This window comes from Spirosoma daeguense (assembly GCF_054776875.1).
In genome coordinates this window covers 63,120-83,982 of sequence record NZ_BAAHBF010000009.1, presented here as the reverse complement: position 1 = coordinate 83,982, position 20,863 = coordinate 63,120, and the positions used below count along the sequence as shown (strand labels likewise).

Annotated in this window: 17 protein-coding genes; 8 read left to right on the top strand and 9 right to left on the bottom strand. The window is 46.3% G+C overall.

The features are described 5' to 3' along the window. Positions 1-139 precede the first annotated feature (139 nt). Positions 140-1,606, top strand: coding sequence for an arabinose isomerase (locus ACYVD4_RS26480; RefSeq protein ID WP_460950834.1), 1,467 nt, complete (start codon positions 140-142; stop codon positions 1,604-1,606). Between the two features lie 757 nt (positions 1,607-2,363). Next, a complete protein-coding gene (locus tag ACYVD4_RS26475) occupies positions 2,364-2,927 on the top strand; it encodes a dihydrofolate reductase family protein (protein WP_460950832.1) in 564 nt (187 codons plus the stop codon). A gap of 120 nt (positions 2,928-3,047) precedes the next feature. Here ACYVD4_RS26475 and ACYVD4_RS26470 read toward each other — a convergent pair whose 3' ends face one another. Further along, the gene (locus tag ACYVD4_RS26470; protein WP_460950831.1) at positions 3,048-3,794 is read right to left on the bottom strand and encodes an SDR family NAD(P)-dependent oxidoreductase; all 747 of its coding nucleotides are present in this window, start codon (positions 3,792-3,794) and stop codon (positions 3,048-3,050) included. Positions 3,795-3,890: 96 nt separating this feature from the next. Then, positions 3,891-4,820, bottom strand: coding sequence for a helix-turn-helix domain-containing protein (locus ACYVD4_RS26465; protein WP_460950829.1), 930 nt, complete (start codon positions 4,818-4,820; stop codon positions 3,891-3,893). Between the two features lie 126 nt (positions 4,821-4,946). On the opposite strand from ACYVD4_RS26465, the gene ACYVD4_RS26460 reads away from it, so the two are divergent. Further along, positions 4,947-5,225, top strand: a complete 279-nt coding sequence (locus tag ACYVD4_RS26460) for a hypothetical protein (RefSeq protein ID WP_460950828.1) — start codon at positions 4,947-4,949, stop codon at positions 5,223-5,225. A gap of 130 nt (positions 5,226-5,355) precedes the next feature. Here the strand turns inward: ACYVD4_RS26460 and ACYVD4_RS26455 are convergent, their stop codons facing one another. The 7 genes from ACYVD4_RS26455 to ACYVD4_RS26425 all read right to left on the bottom strand — a co-directional run bounded on the left by ACYVD4_RS26455 (position 5,356) and on the right by ACYVD4_RS26425 (position 12,007). Beyond that, positions 5,356-6,450: a hypothetical protein gene (locus tag ACYVD4_RS26455; RefSeq protein ID WP_460950826.1), complete on the bottom strand. Its 1,095-nt coding sequence runs from the start codon at positions 6,448-6,450 to the stop codon at positions 5,356-5,358. A gap of 266 nt (positions 6,451-6,716) precedes the next feature. After that, on the bottom strand, positions 6,717-7,253 hold the full coding sequence (locus tag ACYVD4_RS26450; protein WP_460950824.1) for a DUF4269 domain-containing protein: 537 nt from the start codon (positions 7,251-7,253) through the stop codon (positions 6,717-6,719). Between the two features lie 895 nt (positions 7,254-8,148). Beyond that, complete coding sequence (locus tag ACYVD4_RS26445) at positions 8,149-8,502, bottom strand: TerB family tellurite resistance protein (RefSeq protein WP_460950822.1); 354 nt, start codon at positions 8,500-8,502, stop codon at positions 8,149-8,151. 192 nt (positions 8,503-8,694) lie between these two features. Next, the gene (locus ACYVD4_RS26440) at positions 8,695-9,087 is read right to left on the bottom strand and encodes a hypothetical protein (protein WP_460950820.1); all 393 of its coding nucleotides are present in this window, start codon (positions 9,085-9,087) and stop codon (positions 8,695-8,697) included. Between the two features lie 218 nt (positions 9,088-9,305). Then, complete coding sequence (locus ACYVD4_RS26435) at positions 9,306-10,667, bottom strand: HAMP domain-containing sensor histidine kinase (RefSeq protein ID WP_460950819.1); 1,362 nt, start codon at positions 10,665-10,667, stop codon at positions 9,306-9,308. Next, complete coding sequence (locus ACYVD4_RS26430) at positions 10,664-11,359, bottom strand: response regulator transcription factor (RefSeq protein WP_460950817.1); 696 nt, start codon at positions 11,357-11,359, stop codon at positions 10,664-10,666. The genes ACYVD4_RS26435 and ACYVD4_RS26430 overlap by 4 nt, the downstream gene beginning before the upstream one ends. Positions 11,360-11,560: 201 nt before the next feature. Beyond that, positions 11,561-12,007 carry a DUF3592 domain-containing protein gene (locus ACYVD4_RS26425; protein WP_460950816.1) on the bottom strand — a complete coding sequence of 149 codons (447 nt, stop codon included), beginning with the start codon at positions 12,005-12,007 and terminating at the stop codon, positions 11,561-11,563. Between the two features lie 198 nt (positions 12,008-12,205). Between ACYVD4_RS26425 and ACYVD4_RS26420 the strand changes: the two genes are divergently transcribed. From ACYVD4_RS26420 to ACYVD4_RS26400, 5 genes are all read left to right on the top strand, one after another. Next, entirely contained in the window at positions 12,206-13,426 is a 1,221-nt protein-coding gene (locus ACYVD4_RS26420; RefSeq protein ID WP_460950814.1) for an enolase C-terminal domain-like protein, read from the top strand. 398 nt (positions 13,427-13,824) lie between these two features. Further along, on the top strand, positions 13,825-14,568 hold the full coding sequence (locus ACYVD4_RS26415) for an RNA polymerase sigma-70 factor (protein WP_460950812.1): 744 nt from the start codon (positions 13,825-13,827) through the stop codon (positions 14,566-14,568). Between the two features lie 13 nt (positions 14,569-14,581). Then, the gene (locus tag ACYVD4_RS26410; protein ID WP_460950811.1) at positions 14,582-15,652 is read left to right on the top strand and encodes a FecR family protein; all 1,071 of its coding nucleotides are present in this window, start codon (positions 14,582-14,584) and stop codon (positions 15,650-15,652) included. A 12-nt stretch (positions 15,653-15,664) separates the two neighbouring features. Continuing rightward, positions 15,665-19,048, top strand: coding sequence for a SusC/RagA family TonB-linked outer membrane protein (locus ACYVD4_RS26405; RefSeq protein ID WP_460950809.1), 3,384 nt, complete (start codon positions 15,665-15,667; stop codon positions 19,046-19,048). Positions 19,049-19,100: 52 nt separating this feature from the next. Then, positions 19,101-20,714 carry a RagB/SusD family nutrient uptake outer membrane protein gene (locus ACYVD4_RS26400; RefSeq protein ID WP_460950808.1) on the top strand — a complete coding sequence of 538 codons (1,614 nt, stop codon included), beginning with the start codon at positions 19,101-19,103 and terminating at the stop codon, positions 20,712-20,714. The last annotated feature ends 149 nt before the right edge of the window (positions 20,715-20,863 follow it).

Below are 20,863 nucleotides of genomic sequence, written 5' to 3'. Positions count from 1 at the left end.
GGTCTTGGTAACTAATTTAACGGCCCAAGCTGGAGCTTGGCCCAGACGCCTAATCTCTATTTTGGCAAAGCACTAGTAGAGTTAATTATCAGCGAAGCTTTATGTAGTAATTCATTTCTCATCCAGTCAACGTATCAAAATGGAAGTCGAAACTAACCCATCCGCTGAACGTAACGCCAGTTTATATCCACTTAAAGTTGGCTTATTCGGTATTGGACTCGAAGCGTATTGGGCGCAGTTCGACGGGTTACAGGCTCGGTTAGAAGGTTATCTGAACGAATTGGCGGAGAAAATGCTACGTCCGAACGTAACGGTGGTCAACATCGGTATGATCGATACGCCTGAGAAAGCAATGAAGGCAGGGCATCAGTTTCGGCAGGCCGACGTCGATTTGATTTTTCTCTACGTTACTACGTATGCCCTTTCCTCCACCGTATTGCCTGTGGTTCGTCGGGCCAAAGTTCCGGTTATTGTGCTGAATCTCGCGCCCGAACCAGCTATTAATTACGAGTGGTTCAACAAACTGAATGACCGTACGCGCATGACCGGCGAATGGCTGGCCTATTGTTCAGCCTGTCCTGTTCCGGAGATTGCGAGCGTGTTCAAACGATCAAACATTCCGTTTTATCAGGTGACGGGTTTGCTGAACAATGATCCAATTGCCTGGACCGAAATCGATGAATGGGTCGAAGCCGCTCGTGTCGCTAACGTAATGGTTCACAATCGAATGGGCGTTATGGGGAATTATTATGGCGGTATGCTCGACATTTATTCGAATCTCACTCTGCATTGCGCTACGTTCGGTGGGCATATCGAAATGGTTGAGGTTGATCAGCTTTCGGCTCTTCGCGAACACGTATCGGATACCGAAATCCAGAATCGCGTTGCCCAATTTCAACAACTTTTCGACGTACAACCCGATTGTACACAGGCCGAACTCGAACGAGCCGCCCGTACTTCCGTTGCCCTCGACCGTCTAGTTGACGAGTTACAACTTGGTTCACTGGCGTATTACTATAAAGGAACCGGAAATCCGTTAAATGAAGACACGATGAGTTCTGTCATTCTCGGCAATTCGTTGTTAACAGCCAATGGCATTCCTGTTGCTGGCGAATACGAAGTAAAGAACGTACAGGCCATGAAAATCATGGATTCGTTTGGCGTGGGTGGCTCATTTACCGAATACTATGCGATGGATTTTCAGGACGACGTAGTACTCATGGGCCACGATGGGCCGGGCCACATTGCCATTGCCGAAGGAAAAACCAAAGTTCGTCCGCTCTACGTCTATCACGGCAAAGTGGGCAATGGCTTGTCAGTTGAAATGTCAGTGAAGCATGGCCCCGTTACGTTGTTGTCGGTAGTTGAAACTGTCGATGGTAAGATTCAACTGCTGGTAGCCGAAGCGGATTCGGTTTCTGGCCCCATCCTCGAAATCGGCAATACTAACAGCCGATATCGCTTCTCAATTGGTGCCCGCGCATTCGTAGAAAACTGGAACAGCCACGGGCCAGCCCATCATTGTGCCATCGGCGTGGGACATATTGCTTCCAAAATCAAGAAATTGGGTGCTCTACTGAACGTAGCGGTTATTCAGGTATGCTAGTACTACGTATGCTTTTGTGATGTACTTGACAGCTAGAAATCACGGTGGACATTCTGTCCGCGCATTATTCGCTACATAGGCTTTTGACCAGAGCTGCACGGATGCTCTGAAAACTGATCGTAATAAATGCGACAGCAACGGAAAGAACAGCTACTACAAACAGCCACTGGTGGTTTTCCAGCTTCCCGGTACCGCTCTATTCATGTACGTAGTCAATTTTATTTTCTTATCATTTGCTAAACAAATCAAATATCATATAAATAACAATCAGTATATCAAACACTTACAACAACATATCGACTGATTGACTGTCCAATAGCATATAGATTCTACCCCAATAGAACAGGGCTTATATGTTCAGCAGGAAATTGAAGGACGTGTGAGGAGGGTATTAATGATCGCCGTTGCCGTTCGGTAAACTTACGAGCAGAGTCGTATAAAAACACAAACGCCGATTTAATTAAAATCGGCGTTTAGGTATTCCCATAAGTGTTGGCTGCACCGCAAATATACGTATTATTCTCGGCCTAACGTAGCAAAAATCACATTTCGGAGCACCTAATAATTACAGTATTTACAATAAAGAAACATTACTAACGTATCATTAGCCCAATATAAGCTAGACTTACTACGTATCGATCAGCTTTGCATTTACTGAAAACCATATGTCGTTGAATAAAAATATACAAATCGGTACGGCATTTCGCGATGTTCTGCTTTATTTCCTGCATCATACAAAACACACATTTCAGTTATTATGAGAAAACTAAAGTTGCAGGTACAGATTTCGACCGATGGATTTATTGCTGGCCCTAACCATGAAATGGATTGGCTGAATATGAACTGGGGTGACGATATAATGGCCTGTGTGGGCAGTATAACCGAGCCTGTCGATACTATCTTACTAGGCAGAAAATTAGCTCAGGGATTTATTCCTGCCTGGCAGTCGCGAGCCGAAGAACCCGGTGCCGTCGAATCGGGGGCAAAAAAAATGAACGATACGCCTAAAGTCGTTTTTTCGAAAACGCTGGAAAGTATTGACGGTAAAAATGCTACCGTAAACAACGGCGATCTGGTTAACGAAGTTAATGCGCTGAAAAACGAAGATGGTGGCGATATAATCGCTTATGGTGGTGCCGAGTTTGTCTCAGCTTTAATAAAAAACAACCTGATCGATGATTACCATCTCTTTGTTAATCCAGTAGTTTTAGGGCAGGGATTACCCATTTTTAATAGTATCGATAGTAAGCTGAACCTTAAATTGGTTGATGCTAAACCTTTCGATTGTGGCATTGTTCTGATGCATTATCAGCCCGCTTAACGAAGGGCTGTATTTTTCTTTACCAATTCGAATTCGGAGCAACAACTTCTGAAGTTTTACTACGTTCAGGAAGTTATTGCTCCGAACAATTAATCATTTATTTTACTGATTGACAACAACTTACAGATTCATCCCACCAGTCAGTTCAATACGTTGGCCGTTGATCCATTTGGCTTCATCGGTGCATAAAAAAGCCACTACTCCGCCAATATCGTCTGGTAAGCCAACGCGCCCTAAAGCTGTACCTTGTGCCACGTATGCTCGCATTTCGGGCGTGTCGGGCATCGCTCCACCCCCAAAAACGGCACCGGGAGCCACTACGTTGGCAGCAATACCACGCGAACCTAATTCCAGAGCCAAATAACGTGTAAACACTTCTACCGCCCCTTTTACCATAGCATAAGCCGAAACACCCTGAAATGACTGCCGCGTTACGGCCGATGAGATGTTAATGATACGTCCACCATTATTCAGAAAATTTAGTGCCTTTTGTGTCAGGAAGTAAACGCCTTTCAGATGAATGTTCAGCATCTCGTCAATCTGCGCTTCGGTGGCTTCTGCAAATGGTACATTCAGGCTCGTTCCGGCATTGTTAATCAGAAAATCGAAGTGGCTCGTTCCAAACGTTTGCGAAAGCGTTTTTGCTACGTTTTCAAAAAAAGCGTCGAAGCTTGGGATTTCGGCAACGTTTAGTTGTAGTGCTACAGCTTTCTGCCCTAATGCTTGTATTTCTGCAACAGTAGCTTGTGCTTCATCGTGCTGGCTATGATAGGTCAGCAAAACATCGATGCCTTTTTGTGCCAGACTCAACGCTATATTCTTACCTATACCCCGGCTCCCACCGGTTACTAAAGCTATTTTAGCCATTTTTTTTCTGGTTTAATTGACTGAATAAATACCTCACAAAGGTCTGTCAACTAAACAGTTTGGCTTTTGTAGAAGTCAATCCGTTTTTTGTATCAATCAAACAAAAGCCTGTGTCCGATATGCCCCGGGTGCCAGTGCCATCTGTTGTTTGAAAAATCTGGAGAAATGCGCTACGTCGGTAAAGCCGAGACTATAAGCAATGTCGGCCAGCGTCCAGTTGGGTTGTTTAAGTAACAGTTTAGCCTCCTGCATGATACGAGCGCTGATCAATTCGGTGGTAGTACGTCCGGTGGTTTCTTTCAGCACTTTGTTCAGATGATTAACGTGTACAGCCAGTTGATCGGCATACTCTTTGGCCGTGCGCAACCGTAGCTGTTGTTGCGGAGTTCTGATCGGAAACTGACGTTCCAGCAGTTCGGTGAATAAAGATGAAACCCGCACTGCGGCACCATAAACAGGCTGTATCGATGCTGTAGGCTGAAGCTTTTGCCCAAGGTGAATCAGTTCCAGCACATAGGTACGTAGCAGATCATATTTGTAGGCATAGCTGGAGTTAATTTCTTCCTGCATTTTTCGAAAAATAGCCTGCACGCGTTCGGCTTCATCGGCCGATAGTTGAAATACGGGATGGCCTCCTGCCTTGAAAATCGGTAGTTCATCGAGAACGACACCACTTTTGGCAGGAAGGAGAAAATTTGCTGTAAACACGCAAAATGAACCGGCATGATTCAGGCCCTTTGTTAACCAGTGATAAGGAACTTTAGGGGTAGAAAACAGCAGGCTGTTCGGCGTAATATCAATAACCTTGTCGGCATATTCGGCCCGACTATACCCATTCATCAGGCTTATTTTATAGTTCACTCGGCACGGATAAGCGGCTATGGGCTGTCCTTCGCTGGGCGAAGTTTGGTCATCGGTATAAAAAACCTTGAAATGGGCCGATTCGGAGGGGGTACTTCCTAACGACAGTAGTGGCGTTTTTGACGAATCCTGAAGCAGGCAATCGTCCAGCAACGTATCTCTCATAAAGTCTCCAGAGTCAATTGTAAGGAACTGGATAAATTTTGATCCAACAACAGAACAGACCTGCATTTAGTGTCCTATCGGGAAATTACTCTGGTAACAACAGCACATAAAACCTGTTATGAAACTATGCAGGACCAACAGGCCAATCGACGGTGGCGAACTATTGAGATACCAGCCAACGATTTCAATAACCGATTCAACCAGTTTAGTAAAGCTCAGGCATCAACAGCCGCACTATTTTCCCGATTAGCGCTTATACATCAGGTAGCCAAGGCTTATGCTACAGAAGCAGTTGGCGAATTAGAGAATACCTCTATAGACATCGAGATTGACGAAATTACAGACCCGCCTTTGCATGGATATACAATCGATGATAACCCGGTTATTATCCGGTTTAGTTATTAGGTACTCTGAGTTAGTCAAGCTGGGCTAAGCCGACCGCCGTTACCTAATTCATACATCAGTTCTGCTACGTAGTAACATACCTGTTTTGTTGATGGCTGATAAAACGATACGTTACTGGTACGTTGTTATTTTATTGCCAGACCAATGTGCATTTACCGATGGCGTAAAAATTCGTGTTGTTTACTTTGGTCATAGCCGTGTAAATCACAGTAAACGAGCCATCCGCTTCTTCAAGCGCGCAAAGTGGTGTACGCGTGTAGTGATCGCCCGCTTCGGCCCACCGGTTAGAACCTGTTTGAATTTTGACCCGAACTTCCCGGCCCCAGTTTACGCCATCATTCGATAAGCTGTAGCCAATTTCATGATCGCCAAACGAATCGAAAATCATTAAATAACGGCCATCTTTCAATTGGTACACAATTTCATTTTCCATGAATTCATCTACCACCGGAATGGGGTTAAACCCTTCAGGCATCCGGGTCCAGGGACCATTTAATTTTTTAGCAAAGGCAATGCCCGTTGGCCAAGGACCTTTTGGCTTATAATTATGGCCGTCGTACATCGAATACCACGTATTACCCACTTTATACGGATTGAAACAAGCCACGGCCTGCTGACCTTCCCAAGGCTGTGAGGTGCTGTCTGGCTCCATTACTATATCCATATCGGCATACGGGCCAGCAATACCATCGCGACCTTTTTTCACGGATTTCGCCCGCCATATTCTACCAGCATAATCACTACCCGCTACTTCACCTTTCGCTTCGTCGCCCGCCCGGTACGCTACGTAAAAGATATTCCAGGCATCTTCGTCGTCGTTAAACACCACCCCCGTTACCCAAACTTCGGAGCGAGGATTGGTATGGGTTCTTCCGGGAATACTCTCCACAATGGTCGATTGACGTTTCCAGTTCACGGCGTCATTACTTGTCCAGTAGGAAATGCGAAGATCCCGATGCGGCCGTTCGAACATCTCATTGACGAACATGTGGTAAACCTGATTGATTTTAACTACCTGACCCGTTTCAAAACCAGATTTGTTTTTACTCCCCAACACATCCGGATGCGTAGCACCTATCACAGGCCCTTTGTGTTCTGCCACCAGTTTCAACACGTTCGTATTCTGCTCTTTCACACTGCTCTTTGTAGGCTGTCCCCAGGCCTGTATGTGCACAACCGCTACGATCAGGCAAACAACACTATACCTGAACTTACTAGTCAGCACTGTTTTTATGAATTCCCGCAAAGTTTTAGAAAGGCGATTGTGATAACGTAGCATCGGGGCTTTGTTGGATTAGATAGGCTCGATCCGGTGGCGAAAGCGAGTCAATAAATGCTCAAATTTGCTACAATAGGCTTGCAAACTAAGGGAGGTTTTTTGCCCGTAGCCGCTTTTAAGCTTCGTTTAGCAAACCGGCGATCTTTATTTCGAAGCTGATTTATGGCTCGTTTTACTCACCCTTTTGTTCAAGGAACAATTAACGAGGTTGTTCAAACTGTATTTATGGCAGAATTTTCAAAAATCAGCAATTCATCATACGGATTTCCCTGAAGACCCAGTAGTTTGCCAAAAGCAGGTTCGGTTTTCAGTCCCTGTTGTTTGAGGGCGATAATAGCCTGTCGAAAATCTTCTCCTCGTTCAAGCAGCAAACGATGCTCAATCAGCATATGCCGGTAAGCATTCTGCTGTTGGGTCGGAATATTCTGACCAAAAATCTCGACGTCAAAATCGCCCAGCCTAAAATTTGCTACAACCACTTCCCGTTCGGATATTACTGATTCTCTGATTGTAAATTCACGTTCCTGATCAAAATTCGTTTGTACAACGGTATAGAACTCCTCCCTGTCGGTCCAGTAGCAGATTATATCAAGATCGCTGGTCTCAATATCGATGTTGATGGGAATGGTGCCGACCAGTATGGGCGTAAATGGGCTCAGTTTATCCATTACCCCGTGTTGAGTGAGCACTAGATACGCAGCGCGTTGCCTGGGTGTACCTTCCTGCAAATACAACAATGACTTAAACATTGTAGCTGTTTTTAAATCAGCTACAATATATACCAGATAGCCATTTATTGCACGTCAACCATTGTATTAGTCGAACGTTACTATAGCTTGAGTGCCTTAAAGTTATATGCAATATAAACTTAACAGGGAGGTAAAGTGGCAAGCTGAAGTAACTGCCTTGCCTGCGTATTAAGCTTCTCTAATCGTAACGTATGATCTATTAACGTCCGATAGTTTTCATCAGCGTTTAACAATTCAGGATAAGCTGACTCGTTCATATCCATATCGGATATCAGGCTTTTTAGCTCCTCCTGAATTTTAGTTAACAGACGTACTGCCTGACTAACGGAGCACTGTCCTATTCTTGTTAGTACGTCTCCAGGACGTCTTGATTGCAAGTGAGATCTTACCCAGTTGTTTAACTCAGTGTAACTAATATATAATGTCTCTATGGCCAATGACCATCTTTTTAAGATAACGCTAGGATTGCCTTTATGACCTGGCCTAGCAATTTTCTCGGGCTGGGTCTTCATAACGGATTTGTTTAACAATTTGACGGCTTTTATCGACAAATATTAAACAAAGATAACACCAACACCACACTAAAGATTCTATTTTTATTTAATGGTAACTATTTTTTCATGCCGTATCATCGTGCATAAACAGGCAATAAGGTAAGAAAAGAAAGCTATTTTCTGTTTTTTCGAAATAAAACGCTTACATCTCACAAGTAAACCACATATATTATCTATATAGTAACATATAATCTCTTTGCAGAATACTGTAAATAATTTCTAAAAAAATAAACTAGTAGTAACTTATTTAGCTTAAAAGAAAATATATTATTGATATTACCATATAAGTTACACCGATTTCGTAGCGAAATTCACTCAGATTGCGAGCTCAATAACTGTGTTTAAATCTGCTTTATGTCACGCCAAAATCGACGAATAAACACCCATTCTTTTGGAGAAATTCCTTTGTGTGCCCGCGCCACACGTAGCAACATTGTTACGAAACGCTTTTTTGTAGACTCAGTTAGTTCAGACCGTTTGCTAATCATTCGGCGCATACCGAAAGCGTAGGCCTCCTCTACAGATTCTTTCACATCTTCTCGCAGAAAGAACCCATTTATCGCCAGCGAACCGTGCGGCTCTCTAACCAGCAACGCTTTAGCCGTTTGTATTTCTTCTGTATGAGGTCGTCCATCCAGGTTCGATAAGGCATAAACAAGACTGCCTAAGCCTAAAGCTATATCAGGTGAATACATAGTGGAGTGAGGTAAAGGTAAAAGGCTAACGTAGCAGAAGTAGTAAATAGCTTTGCTCGATTGAGAAAAGCTATTCTTTCTGAAATCCCTTACTAATGAAAAACGGCGCACACGTCAGGTTATTTACCCGATGCATGCACCGTTTTGTCAGCATGGGCAACCGTTAAGCAAAACCGAAACTAGGATATAAGCTTAGTTGCCTCCAGCATTTATCTGGCTTTGTTGTACTTTCGATGCTACGTCCGAATCAGACGATGCGCTGGAGCGTGGCTCACTTACGCGCTGAATTTTGTAATTACGAGCGGCTACGTCTGTTTCAGGCGTATGCGGTGTTACAACCCCACCCACAGGCGTAGTACCCGGAGCCTGGTGTTTATAGCTGATCGCTGGACCTTGGTTAAGTGTAGGCGCATTTACCGCCACACCTTTTTGATCGGCCCAGTTACGAGCCGTAGCTGCTTTATTGGGCTGTTTATAGTTATGCGTTGAGTATGTTACGTCGCGACGCAGTTTCGTGTCATCCTGTGCCGTAGCAGTAAGGATCGAAAGAGTAAATAAGGCGGCTATTCCAAAATATTTTTTCATGGCATTTGTCTGTTTAGAATTGTCAATCTGGCTCAGAACGGCTTTTCTTTCAGCCACTGCCTGATCGACAATACAAAGGTCATATGCCAGTGTTAGGCTCGTGTTAGAGCGACATTAGAACGGCATTAGAAATGCAAAATCATTGTCCATTTGCTCCAAAAGCCCATAATTCATACCCAGGGCGCGTTTTTACGCCTTAAAAAAAGTTGTATTTACTGTTAAAGTGGAAGAGTTACTGTAAACGTAGTCCCCGCTTCGGCCGACGAGTCAACGTCAATCGTTCCCTTATGTAATTGAATGATACGTTCGGTAAGGGGAAGACCGATGCCATAGCCCGGTTGCCCACCGGCGTTACGTCCGCGTTGAAACGGAATAAAAATCGCGGAGAGTTGGTCAGACGGAATCACCGAACCCATATTGTGAATTCGAACCTTTACCGACGAATTCTGAGCCGTCAGATTAACCGATACAACATGGTCGGTCGAAAACTTACCCCCATTGTCGAGGAGATTAAAAAAAGCCGTTCGTAACAAACTCTCGTTTCCCAGCAGTTGCCAGTTTGTCGCCGACGTAGTGGGTGTATCAATACTTAGCTCGATTGTATAGCTCGGATGAAGCCGTCGAAATTCCTGTTGTATCTGTTCCAGAAGATTATCCAACTTTACCGTTCCCATGGGCACAGTCGACGAGTCCATGCTGGCGTTGGTCAAAGCCAGTAAGCCATTTGTCATCCGGTTCAAACCTCGTACATCGTCCAGCACCGAACGTAGCGTGTTCCGAAGTTCTTCTGGCTCATCATCGGCCAATAGCGAAACTTCCAGTTGTCCGGTTATGGCGGTTAATGGCGTCCGCAATTCATGAGACGCGTGCGATACAAATAATCGTTGCATCCGGAACGTCTCTTCCAGTCGATTCAGCATCCGATTGAAGCGGTGTGCCAACTGTGCCAATTCATCGGCCGGATCACCTTCGGGCAAACGTAACGACAGATTAAAGGCTGTAATGGCATCAATCTGCCGATTGATCTGACTAATCGGACGTAGCGTTCGTCCGGCAAACAAACGCCCGGCCACCAGCATCAGCCCCGTCATCAGAAACCAGCCAACAGCCAGTAGTTTAGCAAAATTCTGAATGGTGCGTACATTATACGTATCAACGGCCGACGCAATGATCACAAACGGAATTTTATCGTCGGTAAACAACACGCCTACAATCACTCGATCCTCTTGTTTCCAGTAAACCTGCCGATTCTTTCGAATACGGTTTAACGTAGCATCCGATACGGTAAGGTAATCCATACCACTTTCGTAAACCAGTTGATTCTGCGCATTGTAAATAATAATTTCTTCGTCGGGCAACACCGTCAACTGATTCTTATCCATCAACTTATACAACGATGGACCAATACGTTCAGGGCCAACCAGCAGGTGTCCGGCCGTTAAGGCTTCGGAACGTAGGCGAGTCTGAAATTCGTTCTCCCGATACCGCTCGGCAGCCAGATAAAGAAACAGACAAAATAGAGCCAGCGACACGGAAACGATGGCCGTAAAAAACAAGGTCAGTCGATTGCGAAGACTCATTTTTCTTTCAGAACGTAGCCCATTCCAATCAGCGTGTGAATGAGCTTGTTAGGGGAATCCTTATCAATTTTTGCCCGCAAATAACTGACATATACATCAATAACGTTGGTTCCGGTATCAAAGCCAATATCCCAGACTCGCTCGGCAATATCGACGCGCGAAACCACCCGGCCCGCATTTCGCATCAGATATTCCAGCAAGGCATATTCGCGCGCCGTCAGTTCAATAGTTTGGCCATTACGTCGGGCAACCCGTTCATGCAAATCAAGTTCGAGATCCGACACACGTAGCATCCGGCCCGGCTCTTCGGCCACGGGCGCTCTACGTAGCAGTACCTTCACTCTAGCTAGCAACTCCATAAAATCGAACGGTTTTGCCAGATAATCATCGGCTCCAGCATCGAAACCCAACAGCTTATCGGCAATTGTATCCAGTGCCGTCAACATCAGAATAGGCACCTGACTCGGTTGATTGCGGATATATTCGGCCAGTTCTAACCCGGTTATGTCAGGTAGATTGACATCCAGAATTATTAGATCATAGCGATTCTTGCTGAGCAACGTTTTTGCTTCTTCGCCAGTAGGCGCAATATCGACCGAATAGGACTGCGTTTGAAGTCCTTTTTTTATGAATGTCGCTACTTTAGGTTCATCTTCAACCAACAACAGTTGCGTAGTAGAGCCGGTATTCATACAATTGGTGGGTAAGTGAATGCAGACAATTGTCCTGACCAGAGATCAAAACCGCCTGTCAGTACAATAAGCCTGTAAGATAAGGATAGCTCGCTTATGGTAGTCGATAGAACTAAAATGCGGAAAACTATTCCTAACGTATCAACCTTAAAAAAAGTAAACGTAGCGTTTCTGCCTCTCTATTCAGCAGTAATCTAATCCCTAAAACGGGTTAAAGGCAACACCAATTCTATAAAGACAAAGCACCCCAAGAAAAGCACAAAAAATACCTACCAGCAGCATAAAAACACTAGATGTCAAGGTTTTTCGCCAGGTGCATTCAGCCGGATTCTCGGGCAGAAAGCGTAGCGGCATTTCCTGCCCTATTGTAAAGCTCTCAAAAAACATAGAGTGCGTTTCTATTTCATAATCCTGCCCATTTACCTGATAAGAAAAAACAGGATAGTAAGAATTAGAGGAATCCGAGCCACTATATTCCGTTCTTATTCTGACGATTTTTCCAATGACCGTTTGTCCGCGCCGATTCAACTCCTGATAAAACAGCATTTGCTTATACGATCCTGCAACGATAAACACGCCAAGAACGCTCATAGCACCCGCCAAAAGAAAAGCGATCAATGGCCAGATCATTTCTATATTGAATTCCATACCGATTTATGTTTGTTATTTCCAGACAAAATTCGGCAAAGCGGAAATCGGCCAAAATTGGGGAATGCCTGTATTTAGCCTACAGGAATCCCTATATTTTCACCTTCTCAGGCCAATCAATTCTGTACTTCAGGATAAAGTTGATCATGAGTTTTTTGAATTTCCTCCTTTATTCCTTTATCAAACATTTTTTGGCTCATGAAACGAAGAAGATTTCTTACTCAACTATCGCAGGGAACTGCATCGGCCATAGCGCTAAGTTCGCCACTGGCTACGCAGGCAACTGACTGGGCTACGTACTACGCCGACGCGAACGAGCTTGCTGCGCATAAAATTGCCGATATCAGTTATACGAAAGTGCAGTTAAAATGGCCCCGTTTTGTCGGTAAAAATGGTCGGCGCGATATTCACGGGTATGGGCCGAATGTAAGCGTTTGTGTACTCACCACCGATCAGGGCGCTGTTGGCTGGGGTATGCACGGAAAACGGGATGATGAATCCATTACTTACCTGAAAGGCAAACGCATATCGGACGTTTTCAAGCCATCGGAAGGAGTCACTGACGCGAAAGTGCTCGGTTTCGACGTACCGCTTCATGATCTGGCCGGGGTGATTCTCAAAAAGCCGGTCTACGAAATGCTTGGGCAGAAAAAACCGATTCTGACCAAATGTTATACCGGTATGATTTACTTCGATGAGCTGGAACCGAAAGAAGGCCCCGTAAAAACGATTCCGAACGGACTTGACAAGCTTATCGAAAACTGCCGACACGATTACGGTCTTGGCTATCGTCAGTTTAAGCTAAAAATTGGGCGCGGAAATATCTGGATGCCGAAAGACGAAGGACTGAAGCGTGACATCGAAGTGACTAAACTGGTTGCCAAGACATTCCCGGATTGCGAAATTCTAGTCGACGCCAACGACGGTTATACTATTGATACGGCCATCGCTTATCTGGAAGGGGTTCGCGATATTCCTCTGTTCTGGATTGAAGAGCCATTTGCAGAAACCGTGGCCGATTATCAGAAATTACGTGCCTGGGCGAAAGTGAACATGCCGAAGATGCTGCTGGCCGACGGCGAAGCCAATCCCGACCAGAAATTGCTGCGTGAACTGGAAGAGAAAAAACTCCTCGACGTACACCTCACCGACATCATTGGCTACGGTTTTACCCCCTGGCGGAAACTCATGCCCGAACTCAAAAAGATGGGTATTTCTTCGTCACCCCACGCATTTGGCGAATTACTAAAATCCTACTACTGCGCGCACCTGACCGGCGGATTGGGGAATACCGCTACCATTGAAGGCGTACCTGCTACGTGTGAAGAAGTGGATTTTGGAGCGCATAAAATCGTAGGTGGAAAGTTCGTTCCTTCGCCAGCACCCGGTTTCGGTATGAAACTGCTCAAAAAAGCGTAGCGGCTGCTACGTAGTATTTTCCGGAACGTAGTGAATTCCAATCAGTAGTGGTCGGTATTCACTACGTTCTTTTTGTTCGTGTATAGTTTATGGCCCAAACAGGCTCCGGCTGTTTGATTGGAAATGATTAAGCTTAGCTATAACTGCATGGATTCTTATCTGCTTTCGACTCAAACAGCCAGAGCCTGTTTGGGCCATAACTTGCGATACGTTCATCCAATACATAACCATGTGCTTATCTACGATGCAATCGCGGACTAGTTTTTTCAACTAAAAATCGGCCGCACAATCACAGATTAGCACAATTCATAGAAATTTTAAAAAATAATTGCATTCACACCAAGGGTTACCCCACCTAAAAATACTCTTATAGATGAACCCCTCTGACTGACTCTTGCATGAATCGCCAGTCTACTAGTGACCAAAACAATTCTCCTAATCAGCCCCGATGGGCATCATCTGATCTGTCGGAGTCTGATGCGGCTTCACCGGTTTATGTTGACTCGGAGCTGTTTATCCGACAGACGTTTGAAAAAGACCCCCGGAAAGGTTACGAGCTGTTATTCAAACGGTATTATGAACCCCTATGCAATCACGCCGTTCGGTTTGTGTACTCCCGCGATCTGGCAGAAGATTTGGTGATCGAGATGTTCAGTCAGTTCTGGCAGAAGCAATTGCACAAGGTAGTCACTACGTCGTACCGGGCTTATTTGTTTACCTCGGTTCGGCATGCCGCATTTGCGCAATTGCGTAAAGAGTTTGGTCGCGAGGTGCCGGTAGAGGATTTATCAGAAATCGTAACGGAATCGACGCCAACAACGCCCCAGCAGGAATTGCAATTCAATGAACTTTATCTCCGGATTGAGAAAATTATTCGGGCTTTACCTCCTCAAAGTCAGAAAGTTTTCATGATGAGCTGGTTTGAAGGGAAGCGTAACGCGGCCATTGCCGATGAATTACAGATGTCGGTAAAAACGGTGGAAGGCCACATCACCAAAGTCTTCGCCATATTACGAAAGTCACTTCAGGATTACGGCCTTATAACACTTCTGGTAGGATTTGGCGGCTGGTTACTTGAGCAGGGAATAAAACAGATAGGCGGCAGTCTGCTGAGCGGCAATCCGCTTTTAAACCTCTTTTAACCCTGATCAACGTATGAAACCGACACTATCCAAACAAATTATCTGGAATTTTTTCGAAGGCAAGACCACGCCCATGCAGAATACGCTGATTCAGGAGTGGTTAGCTGAACCGGGCTATCAGGAACTTTACTTCCAATGGCTCGAAGAATGGGAACGTGAAAATCCACAGTTTACCCCCAACGTAGAACTTGCCTACGCGCGTTCGCTGCAATTTGCTCAGGGAATCGACATTCCGCATGAAGGCGATACGCAGCCTGTTACAGAGCCTTTTATCCGCTCATTTAGCAATCGATTTCGGGTTTTCCAGTGGGTCGCTGCCGCCTGTGTTGTACTGTTGGCGGGTGCTTATCTGCTACGTAATGAGTGGTATTACAAACGGTACGAAACGGGCTACGGCGAAGTCAGAACGATACGTCTGTCCGACAACAGCCGCGTGAGTTTGAATGCACACTCGGTGCTGACGGTTCCACGTTTCGGATTCGGCAGTGGGCAACGTGAGGTTCAACTAACGGGTGAAGCCGAATTTGCGATTCAGCACATGCCTGATCATCAGCGATTTATTGTCCGTACGCCCGATCAGCTCGAAGTACAGGTGCTTGGTACTGAATTCATTGTCTACAGCCGGGAGCGTGGTTCGAAAGTGGTATTGAGCCAGGGAAAAGTACAGCTTCGACAGCTAAACAATCTGACTGTCAAACCCGTAATCATGTTGCCTGGCGATATTGCTACGTTGAGTCACGAAGGTCATTTTTCGCTACGTCATCAGCAGCGATTGCCTACGCATCAGGCCTGGAAACACCGCCGATTTATGTTCGAAAACACATCAGTAGCCGAAATAGCCTATCAGATCAGCGAGCATTTTGGGGTCAACGTAGTGGTTTCAGACTCGGCACTCTCCCGGCGAACACTCGGCGGTACGTTCCAGACCGATTCAGCGATGAGCGTGCTTCAGGTGCTTGCCGACATTCTGAATGTTCAGATTACACAAACGAAACAGTCCAATCAAACCGTAGAGCGGGATGCCCGCTCCGGCGTACCGACCCAAACGTACGTACTAACGCCTTTACCCAAGTCAATTCCTTAACCCCCCTTTTATATGAATCAATTCATACGAATTCTCGTAACCGTAGCGGGAATAACGGGATACCTATTCAATATTCCTCCCCTAAAGGCCCAGCTACTGGCGCAAAACCGCATTAAAAGTTCGGAAAAATCCAGTACGTATTCACCATCAGGAACACTCACGCTACGTGACGCGCTGATGCAGGTGAAGAAGCAGTTCAACATCGATATTCTGTTTGAGGAAAAACTGCTGGAAGGCATTTCGGTAACAAACAGTCAGATTCAGTCAGGCAAATCGATTGAACGTAATCTATCTAACCTCCTGCAACCCGTTGGGCTACGTTTTAAGAAAGTCAATAAAGCTACTTACGTAATCCTGACCGTTCGTGCTGAATCGAAACTGACCGACAAAGAACTAGTAGAATCGCTGACTTTAACCGCCCCCGCTCAACAGTCAACGATTACGTTATTACAGTCTTTACCGGCTCAAACCGCCAGTGTGACAGAGGTGGCAGATCGGGCTATAAGTGGCGTTGTTACCAGCGAATCAGGCGAGGTGTTACCAGGCGTTAGTGTGGTGATAAAAAGCACAACGCGAGGTACCACCACCGATGCCGACGGTCGCTACCAACTCAGCGTACCCGCTCAAAACACTACGTTGGTATTCTCATTTGTTGGTTACCAGAATAAGGAAGTCGTGGTTGGTAATCGTTCAACGCTTGATGTTCAGCTACTTCCTGACCAGAAAACGCTCAACGAAGTGGTGGTTGTGGGTTACGGTACGCAAAAGCGGGAGCAGATTACGAGTGCTATTGCCAGCGTAAAAGCCGAAGATTTCGTGAAAGGCCCTGTTCAGGATGCGGCTCAACTGATACGTGGTAAAGTTGCGGGTTTGAGCGTAATTACACCCGATGGTAACCCAACCTCAACGGCTCAGATTTCGCTACGTGGTAATGCTACGATCAACGCCAGTTCGGCCCCGCTGATTCTGATTGATGGCGTTCCGGGTACGTTGAACACCGTAGCGCCGGAAGATATTGAGTCCATCGACGTACTGAAAGACGGGTCGGCGGCTGCTATTTACGGAACGCGCGGCACCAACGGCGTTATTCTGATTACGACCCGGAAAGTGAAAGGCGAAACACCCCCGACCATCGAAATTAATTCGTACGTAACAACCCAGCGCATGACCCGCCAGCTCAGTTTCATGAACGCGGATCAATATCGGCAACTGGTGGCGCAGAAAAAACCGGGAGCTATCGACTACGGCAATAACACTAACTGGCTTGATCAGGTCACCCAAAATCCGCTCTCGCAGGTGCATAACATCAGTTTGCGGGGTGGCTCACGTACTACCAATTATATCATGAGTCTGGAGTATCGGGGGCTGAACGGGATCATGAAAAAGTCGGATAACATTACGTTGTTTCCCCGGATTGAGGTTAACCACACGATGTTCAACGGAATTCTGAAAATCAACGCCAACCTCAGTGGTTACCAACAAAAGCACTTTGCCGTAGATGGCAAAGAGTACTCAGGACTTGTTTATCGGAATGCGCTGACGTTTAACCCAACGGAATCTATAAAAGATGCAAACGGTAACTGGATAGAGCGTACTGATAAAACCGATTACATAAACCCATTAGGGTACATCGAAGAGACACAGGGTGAAAATCGGAATAACAACCTTCGTACCTACGGCACCATCTCGCTGGCTCCTATCGAAGGGCTGGAAGTGAAGGCGCTGTTTGCCCGCGATATGTATAACAGCACACGCGGTTATTACGAAACCAAGCGCCATTATTCAACCGCCCGAAGTGGACGTAACGGTTTTGCCTCGCGTGGCACAACACGCACCCAGGACGACCTGTTTGAGCTGACAGCCAACTACAACAAGGTCATAAAAGACCACAATTTCACGTTGCTGGCTGGTCATACGTGGCGTCGGTATAACTCGGAAGATTACTGGATGCAGAACTGGGATTTTCCGACCGATAATTTTTCGTACAACAATATCGGAGCTGGCTTAGCACTCAAACGGGGACAGGCACCCGAAACATCCTCGCAGGAAGAAAATAAACTCATCAGTTACTTCTTTCGGGCCAACTACAGTTACATGAACAAGTACCTGTTAATGGCCAGTATCCGACATGAAGGCTCATCGCGGTTTGGTGCCAACCACAAGTGGGGCAGTTTTCCGGCGGTTTCTGTTGGCTGGAATTTGCAGCGGGAATCGTTTCTGCAAAACGTCAGAGCTATATCAAACCTTAAACTTCGGGCGGGTTATGGCGTAACCGGAACCGAACCCGGCAGTTCATATCTGTCTCTGAACAAAATCAATTTCAATACGTATGCGCTCGTAAACGGGCAATGGGTTCAGGCCATCAACCCATCGAACAATGCCAACCCCGATCTGCGCTGGGAACGTAAGGAAGAAATCAACTTTGGTCTGGATTATGGCTTCCTGAACGACCGGATTTCGGGTTCGATCGACCTCTACCAACGTACCACCCGCGATCTGATCGCCAATTTTCCTGTACCAACTCCCCCTTATCTCTACAATACCATCACAGCGAATGCCGCTTCGATGCAGAACAAAGGGGTAGAAATTCAGGTGAACGTAGTGCCGATTCAGAAGCAGTCGTTTCAGTGGTCAACGTCGATCAATTTCTCGACCAACGCCAATAAAATCCTCTCCTTATCGAACGACCGATTTGCGCTAGCCAGCGGCTATTTCGATACGGGCAATACAGGCGAGCCCATTCAGCAAACCACGCACCGGGTGCAGGTTGGTCAGCCAATTGGTAATTTCTGGGGCTTTAAAACAGTCGATATCGACGAAGCTGGTCGCTGGATTATCGAAGGCAAAGACGGCAAACCGAAACCGATTGCGCAGCAACAGGCCGACGATAAACAGATCATTGGCAACGGTTTACCGAAGCGGTATCTGAACTGGAACAACACCATTACGTATAAAAACTTCGATTTGAACGTAACGATGCGGGGCGCGTTCGGCTTCCAGATTCTGAATATGACCGAGATGTTCTGGAGTGCGCCTGTTATGCTGACACGCGGCAACCTACGTAGCAACGCTTACGATCCAATCTACGGCAAACGCCCACTAGCCGACGATCAGTCGCTGAACTACGTTAGCTACTACCTCGAAAACGGCAACTACTGGAAAATCGACAACGTAACGCTGGGCTATAATCTGAACTTGAAAAGCAAGTACGTAAAACGCGGTCGGGTTTATCTGTCGACGGCTAATCTGTACACCATCACCGGCTATAAAGGCATGGACCCTGAAGTGAGCATTGGCAGCGCGGCACCGGGCGCTGGTCTATCACCTGGTATTGATGATAAAAACCGCTATCCGGCCACAACCAGTTACACCGTTGGTGCTATGCTAACGTTCTGATAAACACTTAAGAGTACGAACTATTTCGACGTATTTCCTAACATCCGATATCATGAAATCCATAAAATCATACCTCTTTACGATCTCGCTTTTAGGGCTCACGCTGAGTGCCTGTAACAATGATCTTACTGAGAAAATTTATTCCGAAGTAACAGAAGAATCCTACGCGTATACCGACGCTTACAAAGCCATTAGCATCGTTTACGCCAACATGCGTGGCCTGATGTCGCATACCAATTACTACATGGCGCAGGAGTCGACCGCCGACGGGATTGTGATGCCCGCCAACGCATCGGGCTGGGACGATGGCGGTATTTATAAACGCATGCACCTGCACACCTGGAACTCCGAAAATCCGCAGATGAACAGTATGTGGAACAGTTTTTATTCGGGGGTAATTAACTCAAATCGCATTATCGATCAGCTCAATAGCGGAAAAATCACACCGCCAACTGGCGTTACAAAAGATGCGCTTGTAGGCGAAATGAGGTCGGCACGCGCATTCTTCTACTGGCTTCTGTGCGACAATTTTGGCGACGTACCACTCGTTGCCGACCGCTCCGACGAACTGAAAGGCAAAACGACCCGCAAGGAAATTTATCAGTTTATCGTAAAAGAACTGATCGAGTCAATTCCGGCGCTGAGCGAAGAACGTACTACGTTGACCTACGGCCGATTCAACAAATGGGCGGCCAAAACCCTGCTGGCAAATGTATATTTGAACGCCGAGGTATATGCCGGAGAAGCCAAATGGCAGGAATGTCTGACCCAATGTCAGGAAGTTATAGCTTCTGGCAAATACCAGCTCGAAACCTCACTCAAAGCACCATTTGTGACCAACAATCAGAATTCGCCGGAAATCGTTTTCGCCATTCCGTTCGATGAAAACTTAGCGGGCGGTTTCAACGTAGAAATGTTCTCGTGGCACGCGTCATTGAAGCTGAAATTCGGTATGTTGGATACGCCCTGGGGTGCCGGTTCGGCCAAAGGAATTCCGCAATTTATCAATACTTATGATCCCGCCGATGGTCGACTGGCCGCTACGTGGATGATGGGTCCACAGTTTGCTGCCGATGGCGTTACGTCGCTGAAAGGTTCTTACGATCAGGCGGGTAAAGATATCGTTCTGACCAAAGAAATTCCCGATGGCTTGTATACGGGTGAAGCCGAAGGGTACCGAATGAATAAATTTGAGGTAAAAAATGGGGCGTTGGCGAGTCTGAGTACCGATTTCCCGTTCTTCCGATATTCGCAGGTGATGCTGATGCAGGCCGAGTGTCTGCTACGTACCGGAAAAGCTGCCGACGCTGCCGCGCTCGTGACACAGGTACGTAATCGGGCATTCACAACGGCTCCGGCCAAAGCAACTGTATCGGGTGCCGATCTGGAGAAAAACAGCAGCTATCAATACGGATACGTCGAGAACTATAAAGTGGTTGACGCGGGCAATAACGCAGCCGTTAAATACGGGCGCATGCTTGATGAACTGGGCTGGGAGTTTGCGTGGGAAGGTTTCCGTCGTCGGGATATGATTCGCTACGGCATTTACACCACCAAAAGCTGGCTGTCGCATAAACCGAGCGGTACGCATCGGGCCGTTTTTCCGCTCCCGCAAATAGCCATCAACTCAAATCCAAAACTGGAACAGAATCCAGCTTATAAGTAGGTTTGAGGGTATTATTGTAGGTGGTTTTGTATCTGCCTCTGGCTATTTACCACCCCTAGCCCCTCCTAAAACAGGAGTGAAACTTACAGAAGCAACCCTGTTCACAAACCCCCTCCTGTTTTAGGAGGGGGCAGGGGGAGGTAAGTTCA